The 26,873-nt window shown below is 68.6% G+C and carries 25 protein-coding genes; 16 read left to right on the top strand and 9 right to left on the bottom strand.

The features are described 5' to 3' along the window. Nucleotide 1 precedes the first annotated feature (1 nt). Together WKR98_RS05320 and WKR98_RS05325 are read right to left on the bottom strand one after the other, a co-directional pair. Nucleotides 2-967 carry a Bug family tripartite tricarboxylate transporter substrate binding protein gene (locus tag WKR98_RS05320; RefSeq protein ID WP_124687156.1) on the bottom strand — a complete coding sequence of 322 codons (966 nt, stop codon included), beginning with the start codon at nucleotides 965-967 and terminating at the stop codon, nucleotides 2-4. A gap of 110 nt (nucleotides 968-1,077) precedes the next feature. Then, nucleotides 1,078-1,593, bottom strand: coding sequence for a MarR family winged helix-turn-helix transcriptional regulator (locus WKR98_RS05325; protein WP_124687157.1), 516 nt, complete (start codon nucleotides 1,591-1,593; stop codon nucleotides 1,078-1,080). Between the two features lie 225 nt (nucleotides 1,594-1,818). On the opposite strand from WKR98_RS05325, the gene WKR98_RS05330 reads away from it, so the two are divergent. The 9 genes from WKR98_RS05330 to WKR98_RS05370 all read left to right on the top strand — a co-directional run bounded on the left by WKR98_RS05330 (nucleotide 1,819) and on the right by WKR98_RS05370 (nucleotide 10,098). Continuing rightward, nucleotides 1,819-3,510 (top strand): FAD-dependent oxidoreductase, encoded by a 1,692-nt coding sequence (locus WKR98_RS05330; protein WP_341432294.1) that lies wholly within the window; start codon nucleotides 1,819-1,821, stop codon nucleotides 3,508-3,510. Further along, on the top strand, nucleotides 3,500-3,709 hold the full coding sequence (locus tag WKR98_RS05335; RefSeq protein WP_124687159.1) for a DUF2783 domain-containing protein: 210 nt from the start codon (nucleotides 3,500-3,502) through the stop codon (nucleotides 3,707-3,709). The genes WKR98_RS05330 and WKR98_RS05335 overlap by 11 nt, the downstream gene beginning before the upstream one ends. Continuing rightward, nucleotides 3,706-4,911, top strand: coding sequence for an FAD-dependent monooxygenase (locus WKR98_RS05340; RefSeq protein WP_124687160.1), 1,206 nt, complete (start codon nucleotides 3,706-3,708; stop codon nucleotides 4,909-4,911). Before WKR98_RS05335 ends, WKR98_RS05340 begins: the two co-directional genes overlap by 4 nt. A gap of 10 nt (nucleotides 4,912-4,921) precedes the next feature. Continuing rightward, nucleotides 4,922-5,533 (top strand): nuclear transport factor 2 family protein, encoded by a 612-nt coding sequence (locus WKR98_RS05345; RefSeq protein WP_161567635.1) that lies wholly within the window; start codon nucleotides 4,922-4,924, stop codon nucleotides 5,531-5,533. Nucleotides 5,534-5,564: 31 nt separating this feature from the next. Beyond that, entirely contained in the window at nucleotides 5,565-6,629 is a 1,065-nt protein-coding gene (locus tag WKR98_RS05350) for an ABC transporter substrate-binding protein (protein ID WP_161567636.1), read from the top strand. A gap of 20 nt (nucleotides 6,630-6,649) precedes the next feature. After that, nucleotides 6,650-7,171, top strand: a complete 522-nt coding sequence (locus WKR98_RS05355) for a DinB family protein (protein ID WP_341432295.1) — start codon at nucleotides 6,650-6,652, stop codon at nucleotides 7,169-7,171. A gap of 35 nt (nucleotides 7,172-7,206) precedes the next feature. Then, nucleotides 7,207-7,776 (top strand): NADPH-dependent FMN reductase, encoded by a 570-nt coding sequence (locus WKR98_RS05360; RefSeq protein WP_124687164.1) that lies wholly within the window; start codon nucleotides 7,207-7,209, stop codon nucleotides 7,774-7,776. Nucleotides 7,777-7,821: 45 nt separating this feature from the next. Further along, a complete protein-coding gene (locus tag WKR98_RS05365) occupies nucleotides 7,822-8,808 on the top strand; it encodes a Bug family tripartite tricarboxylate transporter substrate binding protein (protein WP_341432296.1) in 987 nt (328 codons plus the stop codon). A gap of 198 nt (nucleotides 8,809-9,006) precedes the next feature. Next, on the top strand, nucleotides 9,007-10,098 hold the full coding sequence (locus WKR98_RS05370; protein ID WP_124687166.1) for an aromatic ring-hydroxylating oxygenase subunit alpha: 1,092 nt from the start codon (nucleotides 9,007-9,009) through the stop codon (nucleotides 10,096-10,098). A 7-nt stretch (nucleotides 10,099-10,105) separates the two neighbouring features. Here the strand turns inward: WKR98_RS05370 and WKR98_RS05375 are convergent, their stop codons facing one another. The 5 genes from WKR98_RS05375 to WKR98_RS05395 all read right to left on the bottom strand — a co-directional run bounded on the left by WKR98_RS05375 (nucleotide 10,106) and on the right by WKR98_RS05395 (nucleotide 15,866). Next, nucleotides 10,106-10,420 carry a helix-turn-helix domain-containing transcriptional regulator gene (locus WKR98_RS05375; RefSeq protein ID WP_124687167.1) on the bottom strand — a complete coding sequence of 105 codons (315 nt, stop codon included), beginning with the start codon at nucleotides 10,418-10,420 and terminating at the stop codon, nucleotides 10,106-10,108. A 244-nt stretch (nucleotides 10,421-10,664) separates the two neighbouring features. After that, entirely contained in the window at nucleotides 10,665-11,996 is a 1,332-nt protein-coding gene (locus WKR98_RS05380) for a cytochrome c (RefSeq protein WP_341432297.1), read from the bottom strand. Then, entirely contained in the window at nucleotides 11,996-14,269 is a 2,274-nt protein-coding gene (locus WKR98_RS05385; RefSeq protein ID WP_341432298.1) for a xanthine dehydrogenase family protein molybdopterin-binding subunit, read from the bottom strand. The genes WKR98_RS05380 and WKR98_RS05385 overlap by 1 nt, the downstream gene beginning before the upstream one ends. Continuing rightward, entirely contained in the window at nucleotides 14,266-14,769 is a 504-nt protein-coding gene (locus tag WKR98_RS05390) for a (2Fe-2S)-binding protein (protein WP_124687168.1), read from the bottom strand. The genes WKR98_RS05385 and WKR98_RS05390 overlap by 4 nt, the downstream gene beginning before the upstream one ends. A 263-nt stretch (nucleotides 14,770-15,032) precedes the next feature. Beyond that, nucleotides 15,033-15,866, bottom strand: coding sequence for a DUF3014 domain-containing protein (locus WKR98_RS05395; RefSeq protein WP_124687169.1), 834 nt, complete (start codon nucleotides 15,864-15,866; stop codon nucleotides 15,033-15,035). Between the two features lie 189 nt (nucleotides 15,867-16,055). Here WKR98_RS05395 and WKR98_RS05400 point away from each other — a divergent pair, with 189 nt between their 5' ends. The 4 genes from WKR98_RS05400 (at nucleotide 16,056) to WKR98_RS05415 (ending at nucleotide 21,452) form a co-directional block, all read left to right on the top strand. After that, nucleotides 16,056-16,850, top strand: a complete 795-nt coding sequence (locus WKR98_RS05400) for an enoyl-CoA hydratase-related protein (protein ID WP_341432299.1) — start codon at nucleotides 16,056-16,058, stop codon at nucleotides 16,848-16,850. Between the two features lie 303 nt (nucleotides 16,851-17,153). Continuing rightward, entirely contained in the window at nucleotides 17,154-18,125 is a 972-nt protein-coding gene (locus tag WKR98_RS05405) for a Bug family tripartite tricarboxylate transporter substrate binding protein (protein WP_341432300.1), read from the top strand. 36 nt (nucleotides 18,126-18,161) lie between these two features. After that, nucleotides 18,162-19,952: a thiamine pyrophosphate-binding protein gene (locus WKR98_RS05410; protein WP_341432301.1), complete on the top strand. Its 1,791-nt coding sequence runs from the start codon at nucleotides 18,162-18,164 to the stop codon at nucleotides 19,950-19,952. A gap of 27 nt (nucleotides 19,953-19,979) precedes the next feature. Continuing rightward, nucleotides 19,980-21,452 (top strand): aldehyde dehydrogenase family protein, encoded by a 1,473-nt coding sequence (locus WKR98_RS05415; RefSeq protein WP_124687173.1) that lies wholly within the window; start codon nucleotides 19,980-19,982, stop codon nucleotides 21,450-21,452. Here the strand turns inward: WKR98_RS05415 and WKR98_RS05420 are convergent, their stop codons facing one another. After that, entirely contained in the window at nucleotides 21,453-21,749 is a 297-nt protein-coding gene (locus tag WKR98_RS05420; RefSeq protein WP_124687174.1) for an acylphosphatase, read from the bottom strand. Nucleotides 21,750-21,846: 97 nt separating this feature from the next. On the opposite strand from WKR98_RS05420, the gene WKR98_RS05425 reads away from it, so the two are divergent. Beyond that, complete coding sequence (locus tag WKR98_RS05425) at nucleotides 21,847-23,052, top strand: MFS transporter (protein ID WP_341432302.1); 1,206 nt, start codon at nucleotides 21,847-21,849, stop codon at nucleotides 23,050-23,052. Between the two features lie 96 nt (nucleotides 23,053-23,148). Beyond that, nucleotides 23,149-23,808 carry a bifunctional 4-hydroxy-2-oxoglutarate aldolase/2-dehydro-3-deoxy-phosphogluconate aldolase gene (locus WKR98_RS05430; RefSeq protein WP_341432303.1) on the top strand — a complete coding sequence of 220 codons (660 nt, stop codon included), beginning with the start codon at nucleotides 23,149-23,151 and terminating at the stop codon, nucleotides 23,806-23,808. 9 nt (nucleotides 23,809-23,817) lie between these two features. On the opposite strand, the gene WKR98_RS05435 is transcribed toward WKR98_RS05430, so the two are convergent. After that, nucleotides 23,818-25,653, bottom strand: coding sequence for an ABCB family ABC transporter ATP-binding protein/permease (locus WKR98_RS05435; RefSeq protein ID WP_238160249.1), 1,836 nt, complete (start codon nucleotides 25,651-25,653; stop codon nucleotides 23,818-23,820). A 204-nt stretch (nucleotides 25,654-25,857) separates the two neighbouring features. Between WKR98_RS05435 and WKR98_RS05440 the strand changes: the two genes are divergently transcribed. Then, on the top strand, nucleotides 25,858-26,871 hold the full coding sequence (locus tag WKR98_RS05440; RefSeq protein ID WP_124687177.1) for a Bug family tripartite tricarboxylate transporter substrate binding protein: 1,014 nt from the start codon (nucleotides 25,858-25,860) through the stop codon (nucleotides 26,869-26,871). Nucleotides 26,872-26,873 lie beyond the last annotated feature (2 nt).

Here is a 26,873-nt window from a genome sequence, read left to right on the forward strand (position 1 = left end):
CCTACAGCTTCTCGATGCCGGCCGCCTTCACGATGCTGCTCCAGCGCGTCAGCTCGCTGGAGATCAGGCGCGAGAATTCCGCGGCCGTGCTGGTTTCCGGGTCCAGCCCCATGGCGGCATACCGTTGCCGCACTTCCGGTAGCGCGACCACGCGATGTACTTCCCGCTGCAGACGCTCGACGATGGCCGGCGGCGTGCCGGCGGGGGCCAGCAATCCTTGCCACAGCTGCACGTCAAGGCCCTTGAGTCCCAGGCTGGTAAAGGTCGGCACGCCTGGAAACGAAGGATGCTCGGCGCGCGAGGTGATCGCTATGGCCTTGAGCTTGCCTGTCTTCAAGCCGGCGCCGATGGAAATCGAGTCGGAAATGGTTGCCAGCACGTCGTTGGCGATGGCGGCATTGACCGCGTCGGTGCTGCCCTTGTAAAGAATTTCCTGGAGCCGGGAACCCGCCTGCAGGTTGAGCTGTTCGCCGATCAAGCGAAACGGCGCGGCCGCGGACGAATAATTGGCCTTTTCGGGGTGCGCCTTCGCATAGGCCAGCAGCTCGGGCAGGCTCTGGGCGGGCCCGCTCTTGTTGACGGCCATGAGGACCGGCAGCGACGCGACCAGCGAAATCGGCGAGAAATCCTTGGCGGCGTCGTACTTCACTTCCTTGTACAGCGCGGGATTGATCGCGAGCGCACCACTGGCGCCCAGCAGGATGGTGTAGCCGTCGGGCGCCGCGCGGGCCACGTACTCGGTCGCGATCATCGAGGCCGCGCCCGGGCGGTTTTCGACCACCACTTGCACCCCCAGCCCTTCGGACATCTTCTGGGCCAGCACGCGAGCCAGGATGTCGCTGCCTCCCCCGGCGGTATAGCCCACCACGAGGCGTACCGGCCGCGTCGGGTAGTCGTTGGCGAAGGCGGGAGCGTGCATGAATACGGCGAGCACGACGGCCCCCGCCGGCAGGCGTTTGCAAGGCATGGTGTCTCCTGAGTCATTGGCCGCTTCTGCTCGGCTGGCCGATCACTGGCAGGAACAATATAAGGCTTCCTTACAATGTGCGTAACGAGGGGGAACCCTAGCTCGGCCCGCTACATCTTCAACGCCCGGCCCTGCAGCTTGTCGACGACGCGGAACAGCGTCGCGCGCTCCTGCGCCGACAGGTCCGCCAGCAGGTCTTCCTGGAATTCCAGGGCCACCGGCACGATGGCCCAGTAGACTTCCTCGCCGTCATCGGTCAGGTCCAGGAAGGCTTCGCGCCGGTCGTTCTCGTTGGGCCGCCGGCGGATCAGTCCCGCCGCTTCGAGATCGGTGATCGCGCGCGAGACCATGACCTTGGTCATGCGGGTCTTGGCGCAGATATCGCGCGCGGTCATCGCGCCGTGTTCCTCTTCCGTGCCGCGCCGCTCGCCCAGGAAGGAAATCACGCGCCAGCGCGGACCGTCGATGCCGAAGCGTTCGGAATAGGCCGCATAGCTGCGCGCGAACCGGTCGGCCACCACGCTGGACAGCATGTTCAGCCGGTAGGGCAGGAAGGCGTCGAGTTGCAGGGACGGGTGTTCGCCTGCCGGGCGGGAGGAAGCGGGCGTCGATCGCTTGGTGGCCATGGGGACGAAACAGGGTCTGATGCCAAAGGGCGAATTCTAGTCCTCTTGCCGCGGCGGACGCAGGCTCGGGCCGCGCGGGCATCCGGGTTTTGCCTAGTCGCCGGACCCTCGAAAATTGCTTGACTTGGTTTCACAGGAAACCAATACTACGGGAAATTAGTTTCGTAAGAAACTAATTGCGGCGCATGGGCCGCATATCGGTTCTTCTTACTGGAGTGTCCAGGCATGGCATCGACCGAAGGCATATCGGGCAGCGGCGCGCGGTATGACTCCCTGTATTTCGACTATGTGCATCATCCTTTCGAGCCGCCTGCGGAAATGCGCGGGGACGCGCCGGTGCATCAGGTCGTCGTCGCCGGCGCCGGGCCGGTCGGCCTGACGGTGGCGCTGGAGCTTGCCCGGCGCGGCATCGAGGTGGTGGTGCTGGAGGAAGACGACACCGTCAACCGGGGCAGCCGGGCGGTGGGTACCGCGCGGCGCAGCCTGGAGATCTTCGAGCGCATCGGCGCGGGCACCCGTTTCGTCGAGACCGGCGTGTCGTGGAAGGGCGGCCGCAGCTATTACCGGGACAAGCTGGTGCTGGATTTCCAGGTGCAGCAGGATCCGCGGCTCAAGCATCCCCCCATGGTGTCGCTGGCGCAATGCCACGTCGAGCAGTACCTGTACGAGGCGCTGAGCGCCTATCCCAACGTGTCCCTGCGCTGGTCGTCGCGCGTGGAGCAGGTCGAGCAGGATGGCGAACGGGTGATCGCCCGGGTCCATACGCCGGCCGGGTCCTACGCGCTGCATGCGCGGTGGCTGGTGGCTTGCGACGGCGGCCGCAGCGCGGTGCGCCGCTCGCTGGGCAAGGAGTTGCAAGGCAGCGTGTACGAAGGCCGCTACCTGATCGTCGACATCCAGATGCGCAGCAAGGAGCCGCCCGGCCGGCGCGTCTGGTTCGATCCGCCGGCGTTTCCCGGGGCGACCATCATCATGCACAAGCAGCCTTTCGATATCTGGCGCATCGACTACCAGTTGCTGCCCGACGAGGACCTGGAGCAGGAGATCCAGCCCCAGCGGGTGCGCGAGCGGGTGACCGAGTTCCTGGCCTCGATAGGCGAGACGGCCGACTGGCAGATCGACTGGATCAGCCCGTACCGCGCGCACAGCCTGACGCTGGACGACTACCGCGAAGGCCGCGTGCTGTTCGCCGGCGACGCCGCCCACCTCGTGCCCATCTTCGGCGCGCGCGGCATGAACGGCGGCGTGGACGACGCCCACAACCTGGGCTGGAAGCTGGCCTGCGTGGCCGCCGGCCAGGCCTCGTCCGCGTTGCTCGACACCTATTCGATCGAACGCGTGGACGCGGCCAGGCAGAACATGGCGCTGGCGGAAAAAAGCACGCGCTTCATGACACCGCCCACGCGCGGGCACGCCATCATGCAGGAAGCGGTGCTGTCGCTGGCGGTAAGCGAGCCCTTCGTGCGCGAACTGATCAATCCGCGCCAGGTGACGGAACTGCGCATGACCGGTTCGGCGCTGCGCCTACCCGATGACGGGTCGTTCAGCCGCGGCCCCGCGCCGGGGGCCGTGTGCCCGAACCTGCCGTGCGGCGCATCGGCTGGCGGGCCGGTCTTCCTGCACGACCGGCTGGGCAAGGATTTCACGCTGCTGGCATTCGGCGACGACGGGCTGGCCGGCAAGTCGCGGCGCCTGGACGCGCTGCGGACCTCGATGGACCTGCCGTTCGGCCTCGATGCCGTGGCGGTCGACGATGACGAGGCCGCCGGGGCGTTCGACGCGAAGCCGGGTACGGCCTATCTCGTCCGGCCCGACGGCCATGTGATGGCGCGGTGGCGCGCCTGGGAACCCGAAACGGTGTTGCCGTGCCTGACGCGCGCGGTGCAGGGTAAAGAGGAGTCCATTCATGCTGGTTGAACAGACATTGCCCGCGGGGCTGCTGGAACGTAATTGGGAGGCACTGGCCGTCGCGTTGAACGAGGCCGGGCCGGACAAGGAGGCGGTCTTCCTGGCCAAGGTCGCCCTGGCGCTGTCGTCCATGCTGCCCGACCCCGGCAGGCTGGCGCAGGTCATCGAGGTCGCGTTGCGCGACCTGCGCCACGGGGAGCAGGCATGAGCGCGCCCGACAAACGCATCGCCATCGCCGGCGCCGGTATAGGCGGCCTGGCCGCCGGGCTGGCCCTGCTCAAGCAGGGCTTCGACGTGGACATCTACGAGCAAGCGGCCGAGCTGGGCGAGGTGGGTGCCGGCGTGCAGATCAGTCCCAACGGTACGCGGCTGCTCCAGGCCTGGGGGCTGGGCGACGCCATGCTCGAGCTGGGCACCCAGACCCAGGGCAAGGAGATCCGCGTCTGGAACACCGCGGATGCCAACCGCTACCTGGAACTGGGCGCCGCGTCGGTGTCGAAATACGGCGCGCCTTACCTGACGTTCCACCGCGCGGACCTGCATGCGCTGCTGCTGGACGCCGTGCGCAAGGAAAAGCGCGACGCCATCCACCTGAACGCCGCCTTCGCCTCGCTGGAGACGGCGGACGGTGGCGCCGAGATGCGCCTGGCCTCGGGCCGGACTGTCCGCGCCGACGCGCTGATCGGCGCCGATGGCGTCCACTCCAAGGTGCGCCAGTCGCTGTTCGGCGCCGACCGGCCGCGCTTCACCGGCTGCATGGCCTGGCGCGGCCTGATCGAGGCGGACCGCCTGCCGGCGTCGATCAACCGCACGGGCGGCGTGTCGTGGCTGGGCCCGACCGCGCACGTGCTGACCTATCCGATCCGCAAGGGGCGGATGCTGAACTTCATCGGCATGGTGGACCGGGCGGATTGGACGGTCGAATCGTGGAACGCGCGCGGCACGATCGAAGAATGCCTGGGGGATTTCCAGGGTTGGCACGAGGACGTGATCGCCATGATCGAACGCATCGAGGTGCCCTACAAGTGGGCCCTGATCGTGCGCGACACCCTGCCCGTGTGGGTGCGGGGGCACGTGGCCCTGCTGGGCGACGCCTGCCACAGCACGCTGCCGTTCATGGCCCAGGGCGCCAACATGGCGCTGGAAGACGCCATGGTGCTGGGCCGCTGCCTGCGGCGCACGCCTGGCGACATCCCCGCCGCGCTGGCTTCGTACGAGCGCATGCGGGTCGAGCGGACCACGAGGATCGTGAACGAGTCGGCGGCCCAGATCACGCGCGTCCACGCGCCCGTGCTGGCCGAGGCCGGCAGCGCGCGCAACCACATCCAGCGCGAGTGGGAGCCGCACCGCGTCGAGGACCGCTACGACTGGGTCTATGGCTACGACGCCATCGAACAGCCTTTCGCCTAGGAGCGCCGCCATGTCTTCTTCCGCCGCCGACGACCTCGCCATACGAAGCCTGCGGCAGCGATGGGCCTTCCATCGCGACCAGGGCGATTTCGCCGGCATGGCCGGCTGCTTCCATCCGGAGGCGACGGCCAGCATCTCGTGGTTCAACGGCAAGGTCGCTGACCTGGTGCCGCTGCTGGCGGCCAGCGACGCGGCGCGCAAGCCCGGCGAACACGGCAAGCACTGGGTCGGGAACTGCCGCGTGGACCCGCGCGGCGACCGGGCCCTGCTGGAATCCGACATGGCCATCCTGATCCGCGAATACATCGACGGGCAACTGTTCGACTACACGGGCTGCTGCCGTTTCCTCGACCAGGTGGAACGGCGCAATGGCAGGTGGGGCATCCTGCACTGGACCGCGATCTTCGACAAGGACCGCCTCGATCCGGCGCAGGGCGAGGCGCCGGCGTGGCTGCGCGAGGTCGACCTGGCCGCCCCGGATGCCGGGCTGGCCTTCATGCGCCTGCGGCAACGCAGGAAGGGCCGCGACGTGCCCGCCTCCACGGTGGTGGGCGGCAGCGAGGCCGAGCGGCAATTGCGGCGCGACGCCTGGGCATGGCTGGAGCGGCGCGATGGCCAGTGAACATTCTTTATTGAACGGTGAGTCCCGCACGATGAATCCTTCCACTCTCTGGTACACCCGCTGCCCGGTGCCGACGGCGTTCGGCGTCGCCGTCGAGCGGGGCTTGCTCGATGCCGAGCTGGCGCGCGACGGCATCGTGGCGCGGTCGCTCGCATCGAGCACCGACAATCAGGTCAGGCAGTCGCATTTCCATCATTCCCAGCCCAACTCCTTTCGCCACGGCGGCAACGGTCCGCCGCTGGTGACCCGCTCGCGCGGGGGCCGGGTCAAGCTGATCGGCCTGTCGTGGAACGACAGCATCAAGCCCATGCTGGTCATGCCGGACAGCGGCATCGCGTCGGTGCGGGAACTGGCCGGCAGGAAGGTCTCGCTGCCGATACGCGCGGGCGATTCCATCGATTTCTGGAAGGCCTCGTCGCTGCGCGGCACCGAGCTCGCGCTGGCGCTCGAGGGCATGACCATGGACGACGTGGCAATGACCCCGGTCTCGACCAACCGGACGTTCATGGATGGGGCGACGGCCTCCACCGCCCAGACGGCCACTCTCTGGGGCGCGCATTGCATGCTGGGCCACCAGCGCGAGGAAGCCTTCGCCCTGGTCCGGGGCGAGGTGGACGCGCTGTACAGCCAGGGCGCGATCGCCGCCGTGGTCATGGGATTCACCGGTGCGGTTGCCATTGCCGATGCAGCCTCCAGTCCCGACCTGGCCGGCCGCGTGAACAACGATGCGCCGCTGGCCCTGACCGTGAGCGAGGACCTGCTGGCCGAGCAGCCGGAACTGGTGGCGCGCTGCCTGGCCGCGGTCCTGCGCGCGGCAGCCTGGGCGGCGGCCAACGAACGCGAGGCCAAGCGCATCATCGCCGCCGATACCGGCCTGCCCGAGGAACTCGTGGACGCGGCCTTTCCGCAAGACGTGCATCGCCAGCTCGAGGTCGACCTGCGGCCCGAGTGGGTGGAGGCGCTGCGGGTGCAGCACGACCACTTGCTGCGGCACGGTTTCCTGGCCGCGCCGATCGCCTTCGAGGATTTCGTCGACCACGGCCCGCTGCGGCGCGCCCGGGAAATACTGGCCGGCGAAGCGGCCGTGCCCCTGTGAACACAAGAAAGGAGACCGCCATGCCCGAGGAATTCACCCGCTTCCTGACCCTGTTCGACCGGCTGGTCCGCTACTCCGACGACTGGGTGGCGCGCATGGATGCCGGCAAGATGGACTGGGCCCCGATCGAGAACGCCAGCACGCGCTTCGGCACGCGGGTGTCGCGCATCACCGTGCGCAGCCTGCTGATCCATACGGTGCTGGCCGAGCGCAACTGGGTGCGCGCCATTCCGGTGTGCGAGCCGGGCGGCGTCATTCCCCTGCCCAGCGATCCCGCCGCAGCGGCCCGTTTCGAAGATGGGGACCTGCGCGCGACGGCGCTCGCCCTGCACGAGGAAAACCTCGACGCGCTGGGCCGCTATACGCCCGCGGACCTCGGCCGGAAGGTGCACTTCGTCGGCCGCGAATGGTCCGGCATGGGGCTGCTGTGGGGCATGTACGCCCACCGCGCCTTTCACGTGGGCAATATCGACATCTACCTGCGGCAGAGCGACGTGGTCGGGCCCGAGTTCTTCGAGTTCAACCCGGCCATCATGGCCTGATGCCCTTTTCTTTCATTCATTGGCGGTCCTGACCCATGACGACTTCTTCCCTACGCATCGCGGGCCTGTGCGGCAGCCTGCGCAAAGCCTCCTACAACCGGCTGGCCCTGGAGGCGGCCGGCAGCCTCATGCCGCCGGGCATGGAATTGTCGGTGCTCGACATCCGGGACTTCCCCATGTTCGACGCCGACGTCCTGGCCGCGGGCATGCCCGCGGCGGTCCGGAAGGCTCGGGAGGCCGTGCGCGGCGCCGATGCCGTGCTGATCGCCAGCCCGGAATACAACTTCTCGGTGTCCGGCGTCCTGAAGAACGCGATCGACTGGATCTCGCGGGGCGACGACCAGCCCTTCGCCGGCAAGCCGGTCGCCATCCTCAGCGCCACCCAGGGGCCGCTGGGCGGCGCGCGCTCGCAGTACGACCTGCGCAAGATCATGGTCTTCCTGGATGCCCTGGTGCTGAACAAGCCCGAGATCTTCATCGGGATGGCGCCGGCCAAGTTCGATGCGGCCGGCGCGCTGACCGACGCCCCCACCCGCGAAATCCTGGGCCGGCAGATGGCGGCCCTGGAGAAGTTCGTGCAGTTCGTGCGGCGCGGGCGGGCCTAGGGTCCGTCCCGCGTTCAGACATAGCGTTCCTACCGGAGAATGGCGATGTTCAGATTGATGAAGCGGTTGCTGCAGATCGGGGGCATTGCGATGCTGGGCCTGGCCGCCCCCGGCGTTCATGCACAGGGGTTCCCGGCCAAGCCCTTGCGGTGGATCGTCGGCTATCCGGCCGGCGGGGGGAGCGACAACGCGGTGCGGATCCTGGCGGCCCGGCTGGCCGAGAAGCTGGGGCAGCCCGTCATTGTCGAGAACCACCCCGGCGCGGCCACCATCGTCGCGGCGGAAACGGCGGCCAAGTCCGCTCCGGACGGCTATACGCTGTTCTCGGTCGACAACGGCACGGTCGTCTTCAACCCCCTGCTCTACAAGAAGCTGCCCTACGACCCGTCGCGCGACTTCGCGCCCGTGGCCCTGTACGGCAAGTTTCCTCTGCTGCTGGTGGTCAATCCGCAGGTGGTGCCGGCGGACTCGGTCGCGTCGCTGGTGCGCCTGGCCAAGGCCGCGGCCGGATCCATGGGCTACGCCTCGCCCGGCCTGGGCAGTCCGCAGCACCTGGCCGGCGAACTGTTCAAGGAAATGACCGGTGCGCCGCTGCTGCACGTCCCCTACAAGGGCACCGCGCCGCTGACCCAGGACCTGCTGGGCGGCCACATCGGCGTCTCTTTCATAGGCGTGCCCACCGGCATGCGGCAGGTCCAGGCGGGCAAGCTGCGCGCGCTGGGCGTGGCCGAGGCGGCCCGCCTGCCCTCGCTGCCGGACATCCCGACGCTGGCCGAGGCCGGGGCGGGCGACATCGTGGCCTATGCCTGGCAGGGCGTGGTCGTGCCGTCGGGCACGCCCACGGCGACCGTGGACAAATTGTCGGCCGCCCTGCAGGCCATCGTGAAGAGCCCCGACGTCCAGACGCGCCTGCGCGAGATCGGCGTCGAACCGCTGGAGGGCGGAAAGGCCGAGATGGCGGCCTTGACCGCCAGCGACCTGAAGCGCTGGGGAGACGTGATCCGCAAGCGAGGCATTACGCTGGAGCAGTAGCGGGTTGTGCAGTTCTGTATACAGATTTTCCACAAGGGAAGGACATTACTGAAGTTATAGTGCAAAAATCCTAGGGTTTTCCCGCTATTTCCCTCGTTTTGATTCCGGAGCAAAATCAACCTGTATACAGATTTGATGATGCTCCGTTCCTCGCATGCGCCCAGCCGCTGCCACGGGCCGGGCTCCTGGAGGAAGACCATGTTTCTGAAGAACACCTGGTACGTCGCCTGTACCCCCGATGAAATCGCCGAAAAGCCGCTCGGTCGCCAGATCTGCGGCGAACGCATGGTCTTCTACCGGGGCCAGGACGGCAAGGTGTCCGCGCTGGAAGACTTCTGTCCCCACCGCGGCGCACCGCTGTCGCTCGGTTTCATCGACAAGGGCGAACTGGTGTGCGGCTACCACGGCCTGCGCATGAACCCGGACGGTACCTGCGCCGGCATGACCGGGCAGCGCGTGCGCGCCTTCCCCAGCATCCGCAGCTACCCGGCCGTGGAACGCTACGGCTTCATCTGGGTATGGCCGGGCGACGCCGAACTGGCCGATCCCGCCAAGATCCATCACCTGGAATGGGCCGAAAGCCCCGACTGGGCCTATGGCGGCGGGCTGTACCACATCCATTGCGACTACCGCCTCATGATCGACAACCTCATGGACCTGACCCATGAGACCTACGTCCATGCCAGCAGCATCGGCCAGGCCGAGATCGAGGAATCGGCGCCGTCCACCAAGACCATCGGCGACGAGGTCGTGACCAGCCGCCACATGGAAAACATCAAGCCGCCCCCGTTCTGGGCCGCCGCGCTGCGCGGCAACGGCCTGGCCGACGACGTGCCGTGCGACCGCTGGCAGATCTGCCGCTTCACGCCCCCCAGCCACGTGCTGATCGAAGTGGGCGTGGCGCATGCCGGCAAGGGCGGCTACGACGCGCCGGCCGAGTCCAAGGCCTCCAGCATCGTGGTCGACTTCATCACTCCCGAGACCGAGACCTCGATCTGGTACTTCTGGGGCATGGCGCGCAACTTCAAGCCCAACGACGAACAGCTCACGGCCACCATCCGCGAAGGCCAGGGCAAGATCTTCGGCGAGGACCTCGACATGCTGGAAGCGCAGCAGCGCAACCTGTCCGAGAACCCGGGCCGCAAGATCCTGAAGCTCAACATCGATGCCGGCGGCGTGCAGTCGCGCGTCGTGCTGGACCGCCTGCTGGCCGCGGAAGCCGCCGAACGGGCCAGTCGCATCGCCGCGTCCGCCGAAGCGGCAACGGCGCAGGCCGCCGCGGCGGGTTGAAGGGTAATCAGGCGGACGTTTGCTCCGCCAGGGGCAGCGGCTGTACCGCCAGCCGCAATCCCATTGCCTTCAGTATGGCCGTCACGCTGCTCAAGGCGGGGTTGCCCGTGGGCGAGAGCGTGCGATAGAGCTGCGTCGGATTCAGCCGTGCCTGGCGGGCCACGGCCTGCACGCCTCCGAACGCCTGTGCGAGCTGGCGCAGCACGATCAGCAGCTCGGCCTGGTCGCCATCTTTCAGGATGTCGTTGATGACTTCCAATGCCAGCGCCGGGTCGCTGCGGTACAGCTCCGCCATTGCGTCGTCATGGGGCCTGCTTTTCATGGTTGCCTCGTCGTTTCCAGTCCTGCCAGCAGTCAACCGCTGCCGATACGCGATATTTTCGTTTATAGACGAATTTTCAGTCGATAGGAATGAACGTTCCTTGTCCGATAGTTCCTGGTATGACTGCGTCACGAAATACGTAGTAGGAGCTTTTCAGCCTTGCCCCTCAAAAAAAGGGTGGCCTCGATTCGAGGCCACCCTTTCTGGCTGGCTTGCGCATGGGCGCCTTGGCGCCCTGTCGCCGTTATTCCCCCCTGCCCTGCAACGCCAGCGGATACTCGCCCCGGATCCGTTTCACCGCGTCCTGCACGCCGCTCCAGGCCGGCTGGCCGGTGAAGGACTCGCGCATGAACTGCACCACGGCCGTGACCTGCGCATCGTTCAGCGCATACGCATAGCCGGGCATGTGGCCGCCGCGCGGGTTGCCGGCGTCGTGCTGGGTGCCGTTCAGGACGTAGCGGATCACGTTGTCGGGCTGGTCCAGGTTCAGCGAAGTGGCCAGCCATAGCGGCGGCTGGGTGCCGAACAGGTCGGGACCGCCGGGGCCGGGGTGGTGGCAGGCCGCGCAGGCGTTGGCGTAGATGCGGGCGCCCAGCGTGCCGGTGGTGGCCACCGCGGCTTGCGCCGCCGCCTCGCGCTGCTGCGGCGTGGGGCCGGACTTGCCCTGCTGCGAGGCGCCGGCCATCTGGCCGGCGATGTAGGTGGCCAGCGCGCGGGTGTCGGCTTCGGCGATCTGCGAGGTGCCCACGCGCACCACCGGCGTCATGGATGCGCCCGCCGCGCCATGCTGGTCGGAATAGCCCGAACGCAGGTAGTCGAACAGGGCCTGCTCGGTCCACGCGATCGGCGCCTTGGACGAGGCGTTGAGCGCGGGCGCGATCCAGCCTTCGGCGCTGCCGCCGCCCAGGTAGGACTTGCCGCCTTCCTCGGCGCCCAGCGCGTTGCGGGGCGTGTGGCAGGCGCTGCAGTGGCCCAGCGCGACCGCGAGGTACTGGCCGCGGTTCCACGCTTCGGATTTCGAGGCCACCTTGGCGACCGGGTCGCGATCCAGGAACAGCAGGTTCCACCCGGCCATCAGCACGCGCTGGTTGAACGGGAACGGCAGGTGGGTGGCCTGCGGTTCGTTGCGCACCGGCGGCTGGCTCATCATGTAGGCGTACAGGTCCCGCATGTCCTCGTCGGTCATCTTGGTGAACGAGGTGTACGGGAAGGCCGGATAGAGGTGCGTGCCGTCGCGGGCGACGCCGCGCCGCATGGCGCGTTCGAAGGCCTCGAACGACCATCCGCCTATGCCGGTCTCGGCGTCGGGCGTGATGTTGGTCGAGACGATGACGCCGAAAGGCGTCTCCATGTGGAACCCGCCCGCGTTGACCGCCCCGCCCGGGGCGGTGTGGCAGACGACGCACATGCTGGCGGAGGCGACTTCCTGGCCGCGCCGGACCTGTTCCTCGGGGAACTGCTTGGGGTCGATCGACGCGGTCGGGATCTCGGGTTCATGCGCGAACAGGGCGACGCCGGCCGCCACGACGACCAGCAGGATGACGATGGTCAGCGACCACTTGGCTGCGCGGCTCATTATTTGGCCTCCTTGTTGGCGGCGGCGAGGGCCGCGCGCACGCGTTCAGGGGTGAACGGCGCTTCACGCAGGCGCAGGCCGGTGGCGTCGAAGATCGCGTTGGCGATGGCGGCGGGCCCGGGAACGGATGCTGATTCGCCCGATCCCAATGGCGGATTGCCGTCGGGGGGCATCAGCACCACGTCGACCTCGGGCAGGTCGGTGAACTTGAGGATGGGATAGGCGCCCCATTCCAGGCTGGAGACGCCGTTCTGGTCGAAGCTCACGCTTTCCTTGAGCGTGCGGCTGACGGTCTGGATGACGTTGCCCTGGACCTGGTGGCGCACGCCGTCGGGATTGATCATCAGGCCGCAATCCTGGCCGGCCACGACGCGGGTCACGCGGACCTTGCCGGTATCCAGGTCGACCTCGACGTCGGCCACCCAGGCGCACCACGAGGCGCCCACGCCGGGGAAGGTGCCGTGCACGTACTGGTGCTGGGAGACGCCGCGGCCCTTGACGACGCCCTTGGTGGGGCGTTCGGCCGGCGCCTTGCGCGGCTGCCAGCCGGCCTTCTCGGTCACCGCCTTGAGCAGCGCGATGGGACGCGGATCTTCCATGAAGCGCAGGCGGAACTCGACGGGGTCGGCGCCTTCCTTGGCCGCGAGCTCGTCCATGAAGGATTCGTGGGCGAAGACGTTGGGCAGCGCGGCCACGCCGCGCATCCACGAGGCGCGCACGATGGGGGCCATGTCCAGCGCCACGATGTCGAGGTCCGAGGCGCGGTATTGCGGGATGGCGGTGCGGTCGCCCATCTCGAACACCATGGCCTCGGCCTTTTCCTTGCCCATCAGCAGCGAGGCCAGCAGCGGCGCGCCGTTCGAGGGGTAGCGGGTGCCGAAGCGATAGGCCAGCGAGTCGGGGCCGGCGACGCCGCCATGCACGTCCATGGTCTGGGCCGTGCCCTTGGGTTCCCAGGCGTGTTCTTCCTCGCGCATGTATTGCACGCGCACGGGCTGGCCCAGTTCGCGCGCCAGTACCGCGGCGTCGGCGGACGCGTCGTCGGCGCAGTTGCGGCCGTAGCAGCCCGAGGCCTCCATCCGCACCACGCGGATGCGGTCTTCGGGAATGTCGAGCATCCTGGCGATGTCGCTGTGCAGGTTGTGGGGGTTCTGGCTGCCGCTCCAGACGGTCAGCTTCTGGTCCTTCCAGTCGGCCAGCCCGCACGAGGGGCCGATGGAGCCGTGCATCTGGTAGGGCCACACATAAGTGGCCTTCACCGTATGCCTGGCCGCCGCCAGGGCCTTGTCCGTATCGCCCTTCTTGCTCAACGGGCGCTGCTTGGAGGGTTGGGACGCCAGCGCGTCGGTCAGCGAGGCCATGGAGCCCAGCGCCGGCGGCGCCTTCCATTTCACCTTGAGCAGGCGCGAGGCCAGGATGGCGTCTTCCTCGCGCCGCGTGACGACCGCCACGAAGTCCTTGATGACCACGATCTTCACCAGCGACCTCACCTTGGCCACCGAGGACTCGTCCACCGACTCCAGGCTGGCGGCCACCATGCCGCCCGAGTCGCGGCCCAGGTAGGGGGGGCGCACGAGGCGCGCGTGCAGCATGCCCGGCACCCGCATGTCGTGGACGTAGGTGAGCTTGCCGGTGACCTTGGCGGGGATGTCCAGGCGCGGCACGGGGCGGCCGACGACGGTGTAGGCCGATACGGGCTTGAGCTGCACGTCGGCAGCCAGCGGCACCGATTGCGTGTCGTTGCCGACCAATTCGCCGTAGGACGCGAGCCGCTCGCCGCTGGCGCGCAGCACCTGGCCGTCGCGGGTGACCAGCGACGAGACGGGCACGTCGTGGCGGCGCGCCGCTTCTTCCAGCAGGTGCTGGCGGATCTGCGCCGCGGCCTTGCGCATGGGGACGGCGGACGCCTGCACCGAGTTGCTGGCGATGGTGGGCCCCTGGTTGGGCGTCACGTCGGTATCGCCCAGCACCATCGTGACCTGGCTCATGTCGACGTCCAGTTCCTCGGCCACGATCTGCGTGAACGCGGTACGGATGCCGGTGCCCAGGTCCACGTGGCCGTTGCAGGCGCGGACGGTGCCGTCGGCCATCAGCTGCACGTAGGCCGAGACGAGGTTCTTGTCCACCAGTTGCGAGCCGGCATCGGTGGCCGGACCGGCCGCGGCCATGCCGCGCTTGACCAGGGCGGGAAAGGTGAAGGTGACGGCCAGGCTGCCGGTGGCGGCCAGGAACTGGCGGCGCGAGAGGCGTGGGGCGTGCACGGGCGTATTCATTGCGCGCCCTCCGCCATGGCGGTCCTGGGCGCGGCCTTGCCCTGGAGTTCGGCGGCGCGCTGCACCGCCCTGATGATCTCGATGTGGGTGCCGCAGCGGCACAGGTTATAGGCCAGCGCCTGCTTGATCTCGTTTTCGGTGGGGCGCGGATTGCGGTCCAGCAGCGCCCGCGCGGCCATGATCATGCCGTTGATGCAATAGCCGCATTGCGCCGCGTTCTCGTCGATGAACGCCTGCTGCACGGGATCGAGGACGTCGCCCTTGGCCAGGCCTTCCAGGGTGACGATGGGCCGGCTTTCCACGCTGCCCGCCGGGATCAGGCAGGAGCGCGCGGCCTTGCCGTCGATCAGCACCGTACAGGCGCCGCACTCGCCCAGCCCGCAGCCGAATTTCGGCCCGTTCAAGGCCAGGTCGTTGCGCAGGATGTAGAGCAGCGGGGTGTCTTTGTCGGCTTCGACGGAGCGTTCCGCCCCGTTTACCTGGAGTTTTAGCGATGCCATGTTCGTTTCCTGTATGGAGGCGTTCAACCGGCCGGCTTCCGCCTGGAGAGCGGTGCCACCATTACCCTAGCTGGGCCGTGGGGCGGCGAGGACACGCAGATGTGTCGACTTGTTGCCGCCGGAAGGGCCGCCATGCGTGGCGGCGCCTTGGGAAAAGACCTAGGGTTTACACCAATGATGATGCAAATGCAAACCGAGCAGCCGGTAACTGATGTTGGAAAGGGGGACGAATATCCGTTGGCGGGGGATATCCGGGAGGCCCGTCAGCGCGACATCGACTGCGTGACCTGGCGCCGGAAATCCGCCAGCTTGGCCTTGAGCGCGCGCCGGTTGTCCGGTCCCATGCGCAGCAGGATCTTCTGGCCCGACGTCAGCGTCTCCAGGGCGGGGTCGGAGAACTGGTAACTCACCCAGGGGCGCTGGAGTTCCTTGGGGCCTTTCACCTCGGGCAGGTTCACGGCCACGGGCTCGGCCGGATCGGGCGTGGCCAGCAGCGTGTCGATCACGGCCACCAGGCGGTCGTTGAAGTAGCCGCGCGGGTAGCCCAGGTCCTCGTAGGCCTTCTGGAACTGGGGATAGAGCTGCTTGTAGAGCGCCGCGGCCTTCTCGGTGCTGACGGCGGTGATGGCCGCCACGAAGGGCCGGTAGCGCTGGTAGTTGGCGGCGGCGATGCGTTCGCCGGGCGCCGAGCCGTCGACGGTGAAGCGGCCCTGGGTGGGGTTGACCGGCCAGACCCTCGGGGGGGCGTGCGGGCGGGCCAGGTTGTCCACTGTCGCCACCGTGCGCTGGATGAAGTGGTCCAGGTTGAAGAAGGACAGCACCGCATCCCGGCCCAGCAGGCCGGTCATGGCCACGGTGATGTCGGGCGCGGCCGGAGGTTCGGCCGTCTCGGCGGCGGCGGGGGCGGGCGGTTCTATGGGGTGCTGGATTTCCGGTTCGGGCGGCGGCGGCGCGGGCGGTTCGGCGCTTTCCGCGACCGCCGGGGGAGACTCCACGACGGGCGCCGGCGGCTCGGGCTGCGGCCGCAGCCACAGATACAGGCCGGTGCCGATGGCTGCCAGGGCCAGCACCACGACGAGGGAAGACAGTCGGTTCATGGCGTGCCTATGTCGGTTGGATCCGGAAACACTGTACCAGCCGCGCGGGGCGGTTCACAGGCAGACGCGGGGCTTTTGCCGCATCGGCATCGCCGCGTGCGGAAAAGGCACGGGAGGCACGCCGCCGTTTTTGTGTATCCTCGAAGATCGCAGCCCGCAATCGCCTTTCCCCACTCCACTGGATTCCCCATGTCTGACAGTCAAGCCCAACAGAACAAGGCGCCGGTGCGCCAAGAGCGTCACGACAACGTCGGTGTCATCGTCATCGACCGTCCCGAGCGGAAGAACGCCCTGAATGCCGAGGTCAAGGCCACGCTGGTGCGCTGCCTGCGCGAGTTCGAACAGGATCCGGCCATCGGCTGCATCGTGCTGACCGGCGCCGGCGGCTATTTCGTCGCCGGCTCGGACATCGTCGAGATGTCCACCATGCAGCCCACGGACCATGCGCTGCAGGGCGGCGACCAGGTGTTCCACGTGCTGCGCGGGCTGGGCAAGCCGGTCATCGCGGCGGTCGAGGGCTTCGCGCTGGGTGGCGGATGCGAGCTGGCGCTGGCCTGCGACATCATCATCGCGGCCGAGGGCGCGAGCTTCGGCCAGCCCGAGATCAAGGTGGGCATCATTCCGGGCGGCGGCGGCACGCAGCGGCTGCTGCGCGCGGCGGGCAAGTACAAGACGCTGTTGTGGTCGCTCACGGGCGACCGCATCCCGGCCCGGACGGCCTATCACTCCAACATGGTCAGCGAACTCGTGCCCGACGGTACCTCGCTCGAACGCGCCCTGGCCATCGCGCGCCAGATCTGCGCCATGCCGCCGCTGGCGGTGCGCGCCATCCGCGACGCCGTGCGGCTGGGCGCGGACGCCAGCCTGGAAGCCGGGCTGGCGATCGAGCGCCGCGCCTTCGAGCGGCTGTTCGACAGCCAGGACCAGAAGGAAGGCATGCGCGCCTTCATCGAGAAGCGCGCGCCGGTGTTCAAGGGACGCTGAGCCCGGCTGCCGCCGTGGCCGGTCCTGGTCGCGGCGGCTTTCTTTCCCGGCCGGCTCGCCGGTCATCTTTTCTTCCCCTCTTCTTTTGTCTCAGCCCGTGACGACCCTCGCCGTCGTCCGCGTCGGCTCGCGCGCGTCGCCTCGTTTTCGAACATTGAATCGGCATTCAAGGTTGAGTGAATTGATTCAATATTCAAGATTGAACGCCCGGATGCGAGTCCCTATCATGGCCCCGCCAACGAAACGGCCCGCTGCGTGACGCCTGTCGCGTCGAGCGACGCGGACCCACAGCGAGGAGACATGATGAAGCATTCCTATCGCGCGGCATTTGCCGCGGCGCTCATCGGTTGTTGCGCGGCCATGGCCGCGTCCGCCCAGGACTATCCCAGCAAGCTCATACGCATCATCGTGCCGCTGCCGCCGGGCGGATCGAACGACGTGCTGGCGCGCGTGCTGGGCGAGGAAATGTCGAAGACGCTGGGCCAGCCCTTCGTGGTGGAGAACAAGCCGGGCGCCGCCGGCAACATCGGCACCGACCAGGTGGCCAAGGCCAGGCCCGACGGCTATACGCTGGGGATCGCGCCCAACCAGACCGTGGCGGTCAATCCCGCGCTGTACCCCAAGCTGCCCTTCGACGTGCAGAAGGACCTGATGGGGATCGGCCTGATGGCCACGCTGCCGATGACGCTGGTCGTGCCCAGTTCGTCGAAGGCCGGCTCCATCGACGAGCTGGTGGCCATGGCCAAGAAGGAGCCGGGCAAGCTGACCTATGCGTCGGCCGGTTCGGGCAGCCCGCAGCACATGTCGGCCGAGATATTCCAGTCGCTGACCTCCACCCAGATGACCCACGTGCCCTACAAGGGCTCGAACCCGGCCCTGGTGGATGTGCTGGCGGGCACGGTGGACGTCATGTTCTGCCCCATCAATTCCGCGCTGCCCTATATCCAGAACGGCCGCCTCAAGGCGCTGGGCGTGACGGGCGCGCAGCGGCTGCAGACGCTGCCCGACGTGCCGACCATTGCCGAGAAAGTGCCGAACTTCGCGAGCGACATCTGGATCGGGCTGATCGCGCCCGCCGGCACGCCGCCCGAGATCGTGCAGAAGCTGAACACCGAGCTGAACCGCGCGCTGAAGATGCCGGCGGTGCAGGCCAAGCTGGCCGAGCAGGGCATACAGGCCGCCACCAGCACGCCGGCCGAGCTGGACCGGATGATGCGCGACGACCGCAAGCGCTGGGCCGAGGTCATCAAGCGCGCCAACATCCGCGTCGATTGAATCTTTTCTTCGCCTCATTCATACACAGGAATCACCATGAAGTCCTCGACCGAATCGCTGGTGCGACGCGATGAACCGCAGCCGTGGGAACACGACGGCGTGGCATGGGGAAGCGACAGGATCGCCGACCTGCTGCGCGAGCTGGATATTCCCTATCTGATCCTGAATCCGGGGTCGAGCTATCGCGGCCTGCACGACAGCCTGGTCAATCACCTGGGCAACCGCCAGCCGCAGATGATCGTGGTCCTGCACGAAGAGCACGCGGTCGCCATCGCGCACGGCTATGCCAAGGTGACCGGCAAGCCGCTGGGCGCGGCGCTGCATGCGAACGTGGGCCTGATGCACGGATCCATGGCCATCTACGATGCCTGGGTGGACCGCGCGCCGGTGATCATCCTGGGCGCGACCGGTCCGGTGGACGCGGCCAAGCGGCGGCCGTGGATAGACTGGATCCATACCGCGCAGGACCAGGGCGCGCTGGTGCGCCACTTCGTCAAGTGGGATGCCCAGCCCGCGTCGGTGCCCGCCGCGCTGGAAGCCCTGCTGCGTGCCCGCCAGATCGCGACCACGGCGCCGCACGGCCCGGTCTATGTCTGCCTGGATGCGGCGGTGCAGGAGGCGCGCTGCGACGAGGACATTCCCCTGCCCGATCCCGCCCGCTACCTGCCGCCGCCGCCCGCCCGGCCCGCGGACGAGCTGGCGCGGCATGCGGCCGACTGGCTGTCGCGGGCGAAGCGCCCGGTCATCCTGGCCGGGCGGGTGTCGCGGTCCGAGGAAGGCTGGGCCGCGCGCGTGCGCCTGGCCCAGACCCTGCAAGCGCAGGTGCTGACCGACCTGAAGGTGGGCGCCGCCTTTCCCACCGACCATCCGCTGCACGCCGCGCCCAGCGGCATGTTCCTGCATCCCGAGGCGCAGAAGGTGCTGCGCGAGGCCGACGTGGTGCTGAGCCTGGACTGGCTGGACCTGGCCGGCACGCTCAAGCAGGCGTGGGGCGCCGATCCGGTAGGCAGCCGCGTCATCCAGGTATCGGTGGACCACTACAGCCACAACGGCTGGAGCATGGACCACCAGGGCCTGCCGCCGGTGGATCTGTTCCTGCTGTCCGAACCCGAACCCGCGGTCGCGCTGCTGAACGAACACGTGACGCCGCGCCGTGAGCCGGCGCCGGCGAAGGTGCCGGTGCCGGGTCCTGCGATACCCGGGGACCCGGCCGCGCCCATGACCGTGCCCACGGTGGCCGCCGTGCTGCGCAAGGTGCTGGGCGATGCGCCGACGTGCCTGACGCGCCTGCCGCTCAGCTGGAGCGGCGAGTTCTGGGATTTCCGGCATCCGCTGGATTTCGTCGGCTACGACGGCGGCGGCGGCGTGGGCTCCGGTCCCGGCATGGCGATCGGATCGGCGTTGGCGCTCAAGGGTGGCGATCGCCTGCCGGTGGCGCTGATCGGCGACGGCGACTACATGATGGGCGTCAACGCGCTGTGGACCGCCGCCCATGCCGGCATTCCCATGCTGATGATCGTCTGCAACAACCATTCGTTCTTCAATGACGAGATCCACCAGGAGCGCGTGGCGCGCCAGCGCGGGCGGCCGGTCGAGAACCGCTGGGTGGGCCAGCGCATCGACGAACCCGCCCCCGACCTGGCCGCGATCGCCCGGGCGCAGGGGCTGACCGGCATCGGACCGGTCCGGCGCGCGGACGAACTCGAGCGCGTCCTGGCCGAGGCCGTCGCGGCGGTCAGGCAGGGCGGCATCGTGGTCGTCGATGCCATCGTCCAGCCCGGCTACAACCCCGCCATGACCGCGGGCCTGACCCGTTCCAGCCACTAGTCCTTGCCATCTTCAAGAGAGTCTTCCATGCGTGCTCATGAGATCCCCCCGGGCATCCTTCCCACCCGGCGCAGCCTGTACTACGGCGGCGCCTGGCACGAACCGGCGTCCGGCCTGTATGCCGACACCATCAACCCCGCCTACGACGAAGCCATCACCCAGGCCCCGGTGGCGGGCGCGGACGACGTGGACGCCGCCGTGCGCGCCGCGCAGGCCGCCTTTCCCGCCTGGGCCAGCCTGCCGCCGGCCCGTCGGGCCGACTACCTGCGCCGCGCCGCCGCCGTCCTGCGCGAACACGCGCTGCCGCTGGCGCAGCTCGATTCGCTGAACAACGGGAACCCCGTCTCCGCCTTGCTGAACGATGCCGGCTTCGCCGCCGACGGCCTGGAGTACTTCGCCGGCCTGGCGGCCGAGGTCAAGGGCGAGACGATCCCCATGGGCGACGGCAACCTGAACTACACCGTGCGCGAACCCATGGGCGTGATCGCGCGCATCGTCGCCTACAACCATCCGCTGATGTTCGCGGCGCTGCGCATCGCCGCGCCGCTGGCCGCGGGCAACACGGTGGTGGTCAAGGCGCCCGACCAGGCGCCGCTGTCCATCATCCGGCTGGCCGAGCTGGTGGGCGACATCTTCCCGCCGGGCGTGGTGAACTTCCTGTGCGGCGGCCGCGAATGCGGGGACGCCATGTCGCGGCATCCGCTGGTGCGCAAGGTCACGCTGATCGGTGGCGTGCCGACCGGCAAGGCCGTCATGGAGACGGCGGCGCGCGACCTCAAGCCCGTGCTGCTGGAGCTGGGCGGCAAGAACGCGCTGATCGCCTATCCCGATGCCGATCTGGACAAGCTGGTGCAGGGCATCATCGGCGGCATGAACTTCACCTGGTCGGGCCAGAGCTGCGGTTCCACCAGCCGCGTCTTCCTGCACGAATCCATCCACGACCGCGTGCTGGAAGCCGTGGCGCGCCTGCTGCCCGAGCGCCACAAGCCCGGCATTCCCATCGACCCGGCCACCACCATGGGGGCGCTGGTCAGCCGGGCGCAATTGCAGAAGGTCGAGGGTTTCGTCGCCTCGGCGCTGGAGGAAGGGGCGCGGCTGGTGAGCGGCGGCAAGCGGCCCGCCGATCCGGCGCTGGCGCGGGGGTTCTTCTTCGAGCCGACGGTGTTCGCCGACGTGCAGCCGCACATGCGCCTGGCGCGCGAGGAAGTCTTCGGCCCCATCCTGTCGGTGTTCAAGTGGCGCGACGAGGATGCGCTGTTCGAACAGGTGAACGACGTGGACTTCGGGCTGACGGGATCGATCTGGACCCGCGACCTGGACACGGCGCACCGCGCCGCCCGGCGCATGACGACGGGCTACGTGTGGATCAACAACACCAGCCAGCACTTCCTGGGCGCGCCCTTCGGCGGCGTCAAGCAATCGGGCATCGGCCGCGAGGAATGCTTCGCCGAACTGCTGGAGTTCACCTATACCAAGAACGTGAACATCAAGCTGGGCTGATCACTGCTGTTCGAAGCGCGCGAACCGCCGGTCGATGAACTGGCGTTCGCTCGCGAGATCGTCCACGCGCGCCTGCGGCGGGCCCTGGCGCATCCATTCGAGCATCTGGTCGACCTGGTCGGGAGTGCCTTGCACCAGCGCTTCGACCGAACCGTCTTCGTTGTTGCGCACCCAGCCGCCCACGCCCACCAGGTGGGCGCGCCGGACCGTGGCGAGGCGAAAACCGACACCCTGGACTCTGCCGGTCACGCGGACGAGTACGGTTTCCAGAGGCGCGGTGCTGTCGAGTTCTTGCATGGGTCGGTTCGAAAATGGTTGTGGAAACGAGTCTACCAGCGGAAAACGTGCCCGCCGGCGTTGGATCCGATGAGGCATCGTGCGGAATAATGTCGTCATGACCGCATCCGCTTCTTCCCCTTCCCTGAGTCCCGGCCTTGTCTGGCTGATGTCCATCGCCACCGGCCTGACCGTGGCGGCCAACTATTACGCCCAGCCCCTGCTGCATGTCATCGCCGGCGACCTCGGCCTGTCCGTGCCCGAAGCCGGCTCCATCGTGACGGCGGCCCAGGTCAGCTATGCGGTGGGATTGTTCCTGCTGGTCCCGCTGGGCGACCTGCTCGACCGGCGCAACCTGATCTTCGTGATGACGCTGCTGGCCGCCGGCGGGCTGTGCGCCAGCGCGCTGGCCGGCAACCTGCCGGTCCTGCTGGCCGGCACCACCGTGGCCGGGCTGTTCTCGGTGGTCGCCCAGGTGCTGGTGCCCTTCGGCGCCACGCTGGCTTCACCCGACGAACGCGGCAAGGTCGTCGGCACGCTGATGAGCGGCCTGCTGCTGGGCATCCTGCTGGCGCGCACCTTCGCGGGGCTGGTGGCGGCGCTGGGCAACTGGCGCCTGGTCTACGGGATCGCCGCGGTCCTGATGGCGGCGCTGGCCTTCATCCTGCGCCGTTCGCTGCCGCACCACCCGGCGCAGGCGGCCGGCATGCCGTACCCCAGGTTGATCGCATCGATCGCCGCGCTGTTCGCCCAGGAGCCGGTGCTGCGCACCCGTGCCCTGCTCGGCGCCCTGACCTTCGCCAGTTTCGCCATGTTCTGGACTTCACTGGCCTTCCTGCTGTCCGCGCCGCCGTTCGGCTATTCCACCTTCACCATCGGGCTGTTCGGCCTGGCGGGCGCGGCCGGCGCCCTGGCCGCCGCGCGGGTGGGACGGCTGGCCGACCGTGGCAAGGGCGAGACGGCCACGCGCTTCGGCCTGGCGGTGCTGCTGGTGTCGTGGCTGCCCATCGTGCTTGGCCAGTATTCCGTGGCGCTGCTGGTGGTGGGCGTGATCCTGATGGACCTGGGCGCGCAGGCGGCGCACATCAGCAACCAGAACGCCATCTATCGCATCCGCCCCGAGGCGCGCGGCCGCCTGACGGCCGCCTACATGACGAGCTACTTCATCGGCGGCTCGCTGGGTTCGCTGGCATCGGCCTGGCTTTACGCGCATGCCGGCTGGCATGGCGTGTCGATCGGCGGCGCGGTGGCCGCGCTGGCGTCGGTGACGGCCTGGGCCATGCGGCCGCGCGGGTCCGCGGCCGCTTCCCCGTCCACGCGCTAGGATCTGCCGGCAGGTCCCAGCGCGTGTTGCCGCCCCTTACAGGCGGGCGCCGCGCGCCATGCTAGCCTGTGGTCGGACTCTTCCCGGACGACGAACATGGCCGATTCCATCCCCCAGCAGCGCTGGGCCGTGCTGCGGGCCGCGCGGCTGATCCCCGTCTTGCGCTACCAGGACGCCGACACCGCCCTTTACGCCGCCCTGGTGGCGTTGCGCGCCGGCTGCCGGGGCATCGAGCTGACCTGGACCATTCCCGGCGTGCTGGATGTCCTGCGGTCGCTGCGGGCCGAGGCCGAACGGGCCGGCCACACGGACGTGCTGATAGGCGTGGGTACCGTGCTGGATGCCGAGCAGGCCCGCTCGGCCCTGGAAGCGGGCGCCGATTTCCTGGTCGCGCCGGGCGTCGTGCCGGCGCTGGTGGAACTGGCGGGCGCGGCGGGCGCCTTGAGCATGCTGGGCGCGTTCACCCCCACCGAGATCATCGCGGCCAAGGCGGCCGGCGCCGACGTGGTGAAGATCTTTCCCGCCGATACCGGCGGCCCGGGCCACCTGGCGGCGGTCAAGGCGGTCTTCCCCGATACGCTGTTCTGCCCGACCGGAGGCGTGACGCGCGACAACATGGCGGCCTACTACCGCGCGGGTGCCGACATCGTGGGCATGGGCAGCAACCTGTTCGACAAGGGGCGGCTTGCCGCGCGCGACACCGAGGCGCTGGTGGCCTCGCTCCAGGCCACGCTCAAGGACGCCGCGGCCGCCTGACCGAAGCGTTCAGGTGGCTTGCTCCGCGGCCTGGTAGGGCTTGAGCTCGTCGCCGCCCGCGGTGCTTTCCTGCTGCCGCCGCCACATGGCCGCGTAGGCGCCGTCCAGCGTCAGCAACTGATGGTGGCGGCCGCGCTCCACCACCCGGCCGCCGTCCAGCACGATGATCTCGTCGGCGTCGATGATGGTGGACAGGCGGTGGGCGATGGTCAGCGTGGTACGGCCGCGGCTGACCTCGCGCAGGTTGCCCTGGATCTCGCGTTCGGTATGCGTGTCCAGCGCGCTGGTGGCCTCGTCGAACACCAGCACCGCCGGCCGCTTCAGGATGGTGCGGGCGATGGCCACGCGCTGCTTCTCGCCGCCGGAAAGCTTCAGTCCGCGTTCGCCCACCACGGTCTGGTAGCCGTCGGGCATGGCCAGGATGAAGTCGTGGATGTGGGCCAGGCGCGCCGCTTCCTCGATCTCGGCCTGGGTCGCGCCCGGGCGCCCGTAGGCGATGTTGTAGTAGATGGTGTCGTTGAACAGCACGGTGTCCTGCGGCACGATGCCGATGGCCGCGCGCAGGCTGGATTGGCTGATCTTGCGGATGTCCTGGCCGTCGATCAGGATGGCGCCGCCGCTGACGTCGTAGAAGCGGAACAGCAGCCGGCTCAGGGTGGACTTGCCCGCGCCCGACGAACCCACCACGGCCACCGTCCGGCCCGCTGCGATGGTGAAGCTGACGTCCTTCAGGATCAGGCGCCGCGGATCGTAGCCGAACACCACGTGGCGGAACTCGACCGTGGCGCCGTCCACGCGCAGGTCGGGCGCGCCGGGTTCGTCGGCGATCTCGCGGTCTTCGGACAGCAGCTCGAACATGCGGTCCATGTCGATCAGCGATTGCTTGATCTCGCGATAGACGAAGCCGAAGAAATTCAGCGGCTGGTAGAGCTGGAGCAGGTAGGCGTTGACCAGCACGAAATCGCCGATGCTGAGGCGGCCGGCGACGATGCCGCGCGCCGCCATCCACATCACCACGGTCAGGCCGACCGAGATGATCGCGGCCTGGCCGATGTTCAGCAGCGACAGGCTGACCTGGCTCTTGACCGCCGCGCGCTCGTAGCGCCCCAGCGCGTGGTCGTAGCGCCGCGCCTCGTGTTCCTCGTTGCCGAAGTACTTCACGGTCTCGTAGTTGAGCAGGCTGTCGATGGCCTTGGTGTTGGCTTCGGAGTCGGTCTCGTTCATCTGGCGCCGGAACTTCGTGCGCCATTCCGTGACGAGCAGCGTGTAGGCGATGTACAGCACCACCGTGACCAGGGTCGCCAGCGCGAACCAGGCATCGAACATGTGCCACAGGATGACCGTGACCAGCCCGATCTCGAACAGCGTGGGCAGCACGTTGAACAGCATGTAGGACAGCAGCGTGCTGATCGCCCGCGTGCCGCGCTCGATGGAGCGCGTCAGCCCGCCGGTCTGGCGGGCCAGGTGAAAGCGCAGCGCCAGTCCGTGCAGGTGGCGGAACACCTGCAGGCCGACGACGCGGATGGCGTTCTGCGCCACGCGCGCGAACACCGCGTCGCGCAGTTCGGAGAACACCAGCGACAGGACGCGGGCGCCGCCGTAGGCCAGGATCATGCCCACCGGGATGGCCAGCACGGCCGCGGCCGTGCCGCCCAGGGCGTCCACCGCCGACTTGTAGAAGATGGGGACGTAGACGTTGGCGACCTTGGCGGCGATCAGCAGCGCCAGGGCGGCCACGATGCGCAGGCGCAGCCGGGGGGCGTGGGCCGGCCACAGATAGGGAAGCAGGGTGCGCAGGGTGGCCAGGCCGCCGCCGGGGCGGCGCGCAGGAGCGGGTGTGTTCAAAGCGTGTTTCCAGGAAGCAATGTTGGCAACGATACGCCTGTTCGGATATCCAGGCTCGTTTACCCCGGGGGGCGCGCGCCGGCATGGCGGCGTCGGCGGCGTCCGACTTCAGTCGTCTCAGCCGGCGAGAATTAGGGTTGACCGCCGCCCGCCCGGATCACAGTATTCGCACCACAAACCACCCGGGAAAAAGGGGAGACAATCATGGAATCAGGCATTTCGAACCTTCGCGCGCGCCGGCGCGCAAGCCGCGCGCTGGCCTGCCTGCCGGTCCTGGCTTGCGCGGTACTGTTCGCGGGCGCGGCGCCCGCGGCGGCCGACCCGTTCGATGGCGGCCGCGTCACCATCGTGGTGTCCGGCCGCGCCGGCAGCTCGTTCGACAACGCCGCGCGGCTGGTTGCCGAGCCGCTGTCCAAGGAATGGGGCGTGCCGGTGGTCGTGGACAACCGCGCGGGCGCCTCCGGCGTCATCGGCGCCGCCTATGTGGCCAAGGCGCCGCCCGACGGCCGCACCATGCTGCTGGGTACCACGCCCTACGTGCAGGCGCCGCACCTGCTGCGTTCGGCCGGCTACGACCCGGTGGCGAGCTTCGCGCCGGTCGCCCAGCTTTTCACCGCGCAGTTGTGGCTGGGCGTGAACGCGGGGCTGCCGGTCAAGACCGTCAAGGAGTTCGTCGCCTACGCGGCCCGGCCCGGGTCACAGTTGTCGTTCTCCAGTCCGGGCCAGGGCTCCACCCCGCACCTGAACACGGTCATCCTGATGCAGCAGGCCGGCATCGACATGCTGCACGTGCCCTACACCGGCATGCCGCCGGCGGTCATGGACGTGGCGGCGGGCCGCATCTCCAGCGTGTTCGCGTCCTACTCCGACCTGCTGCCGCACGTGCAGGCGGGCACCCTGCGCGTGCTCGCCAGCACCGGATCGGCCCGCTCGCCCATCAGTCCCGACATTCCGACCATGAAGGAGTCGGGCTACGGCGGTTTCGAGGTGGTCGGCTTCGGCGGCCTGCTGGTGCCGGCCGGCACGCCCGCCGCGCTGACGGCGAAGATGGCCGCTACGGTGCACAAGGTGCTGGCGCGTCCCGAGATCCGCAGCCGCCTGCTGGAACTCGGCTTCGAGCCGGTGGACAGCAACCAGCAGGCCTTCGCGGCGCTGGTGCGCGAGCAGAACGCATTCTGGGCGAAGGTGATCCAGGACGCCCACGTCAAGGTCGAATAGGA

This window comes from Pigmentiphaga sp. YJ18 (genome assembly GCF_038066655.1).
Taxonomy (GTDB): Bacteria; Pseudomonadota; Gammaproteobacteria; order Burkholderiales; family Burkholderiaceae_B; genus Pigmentiphaga.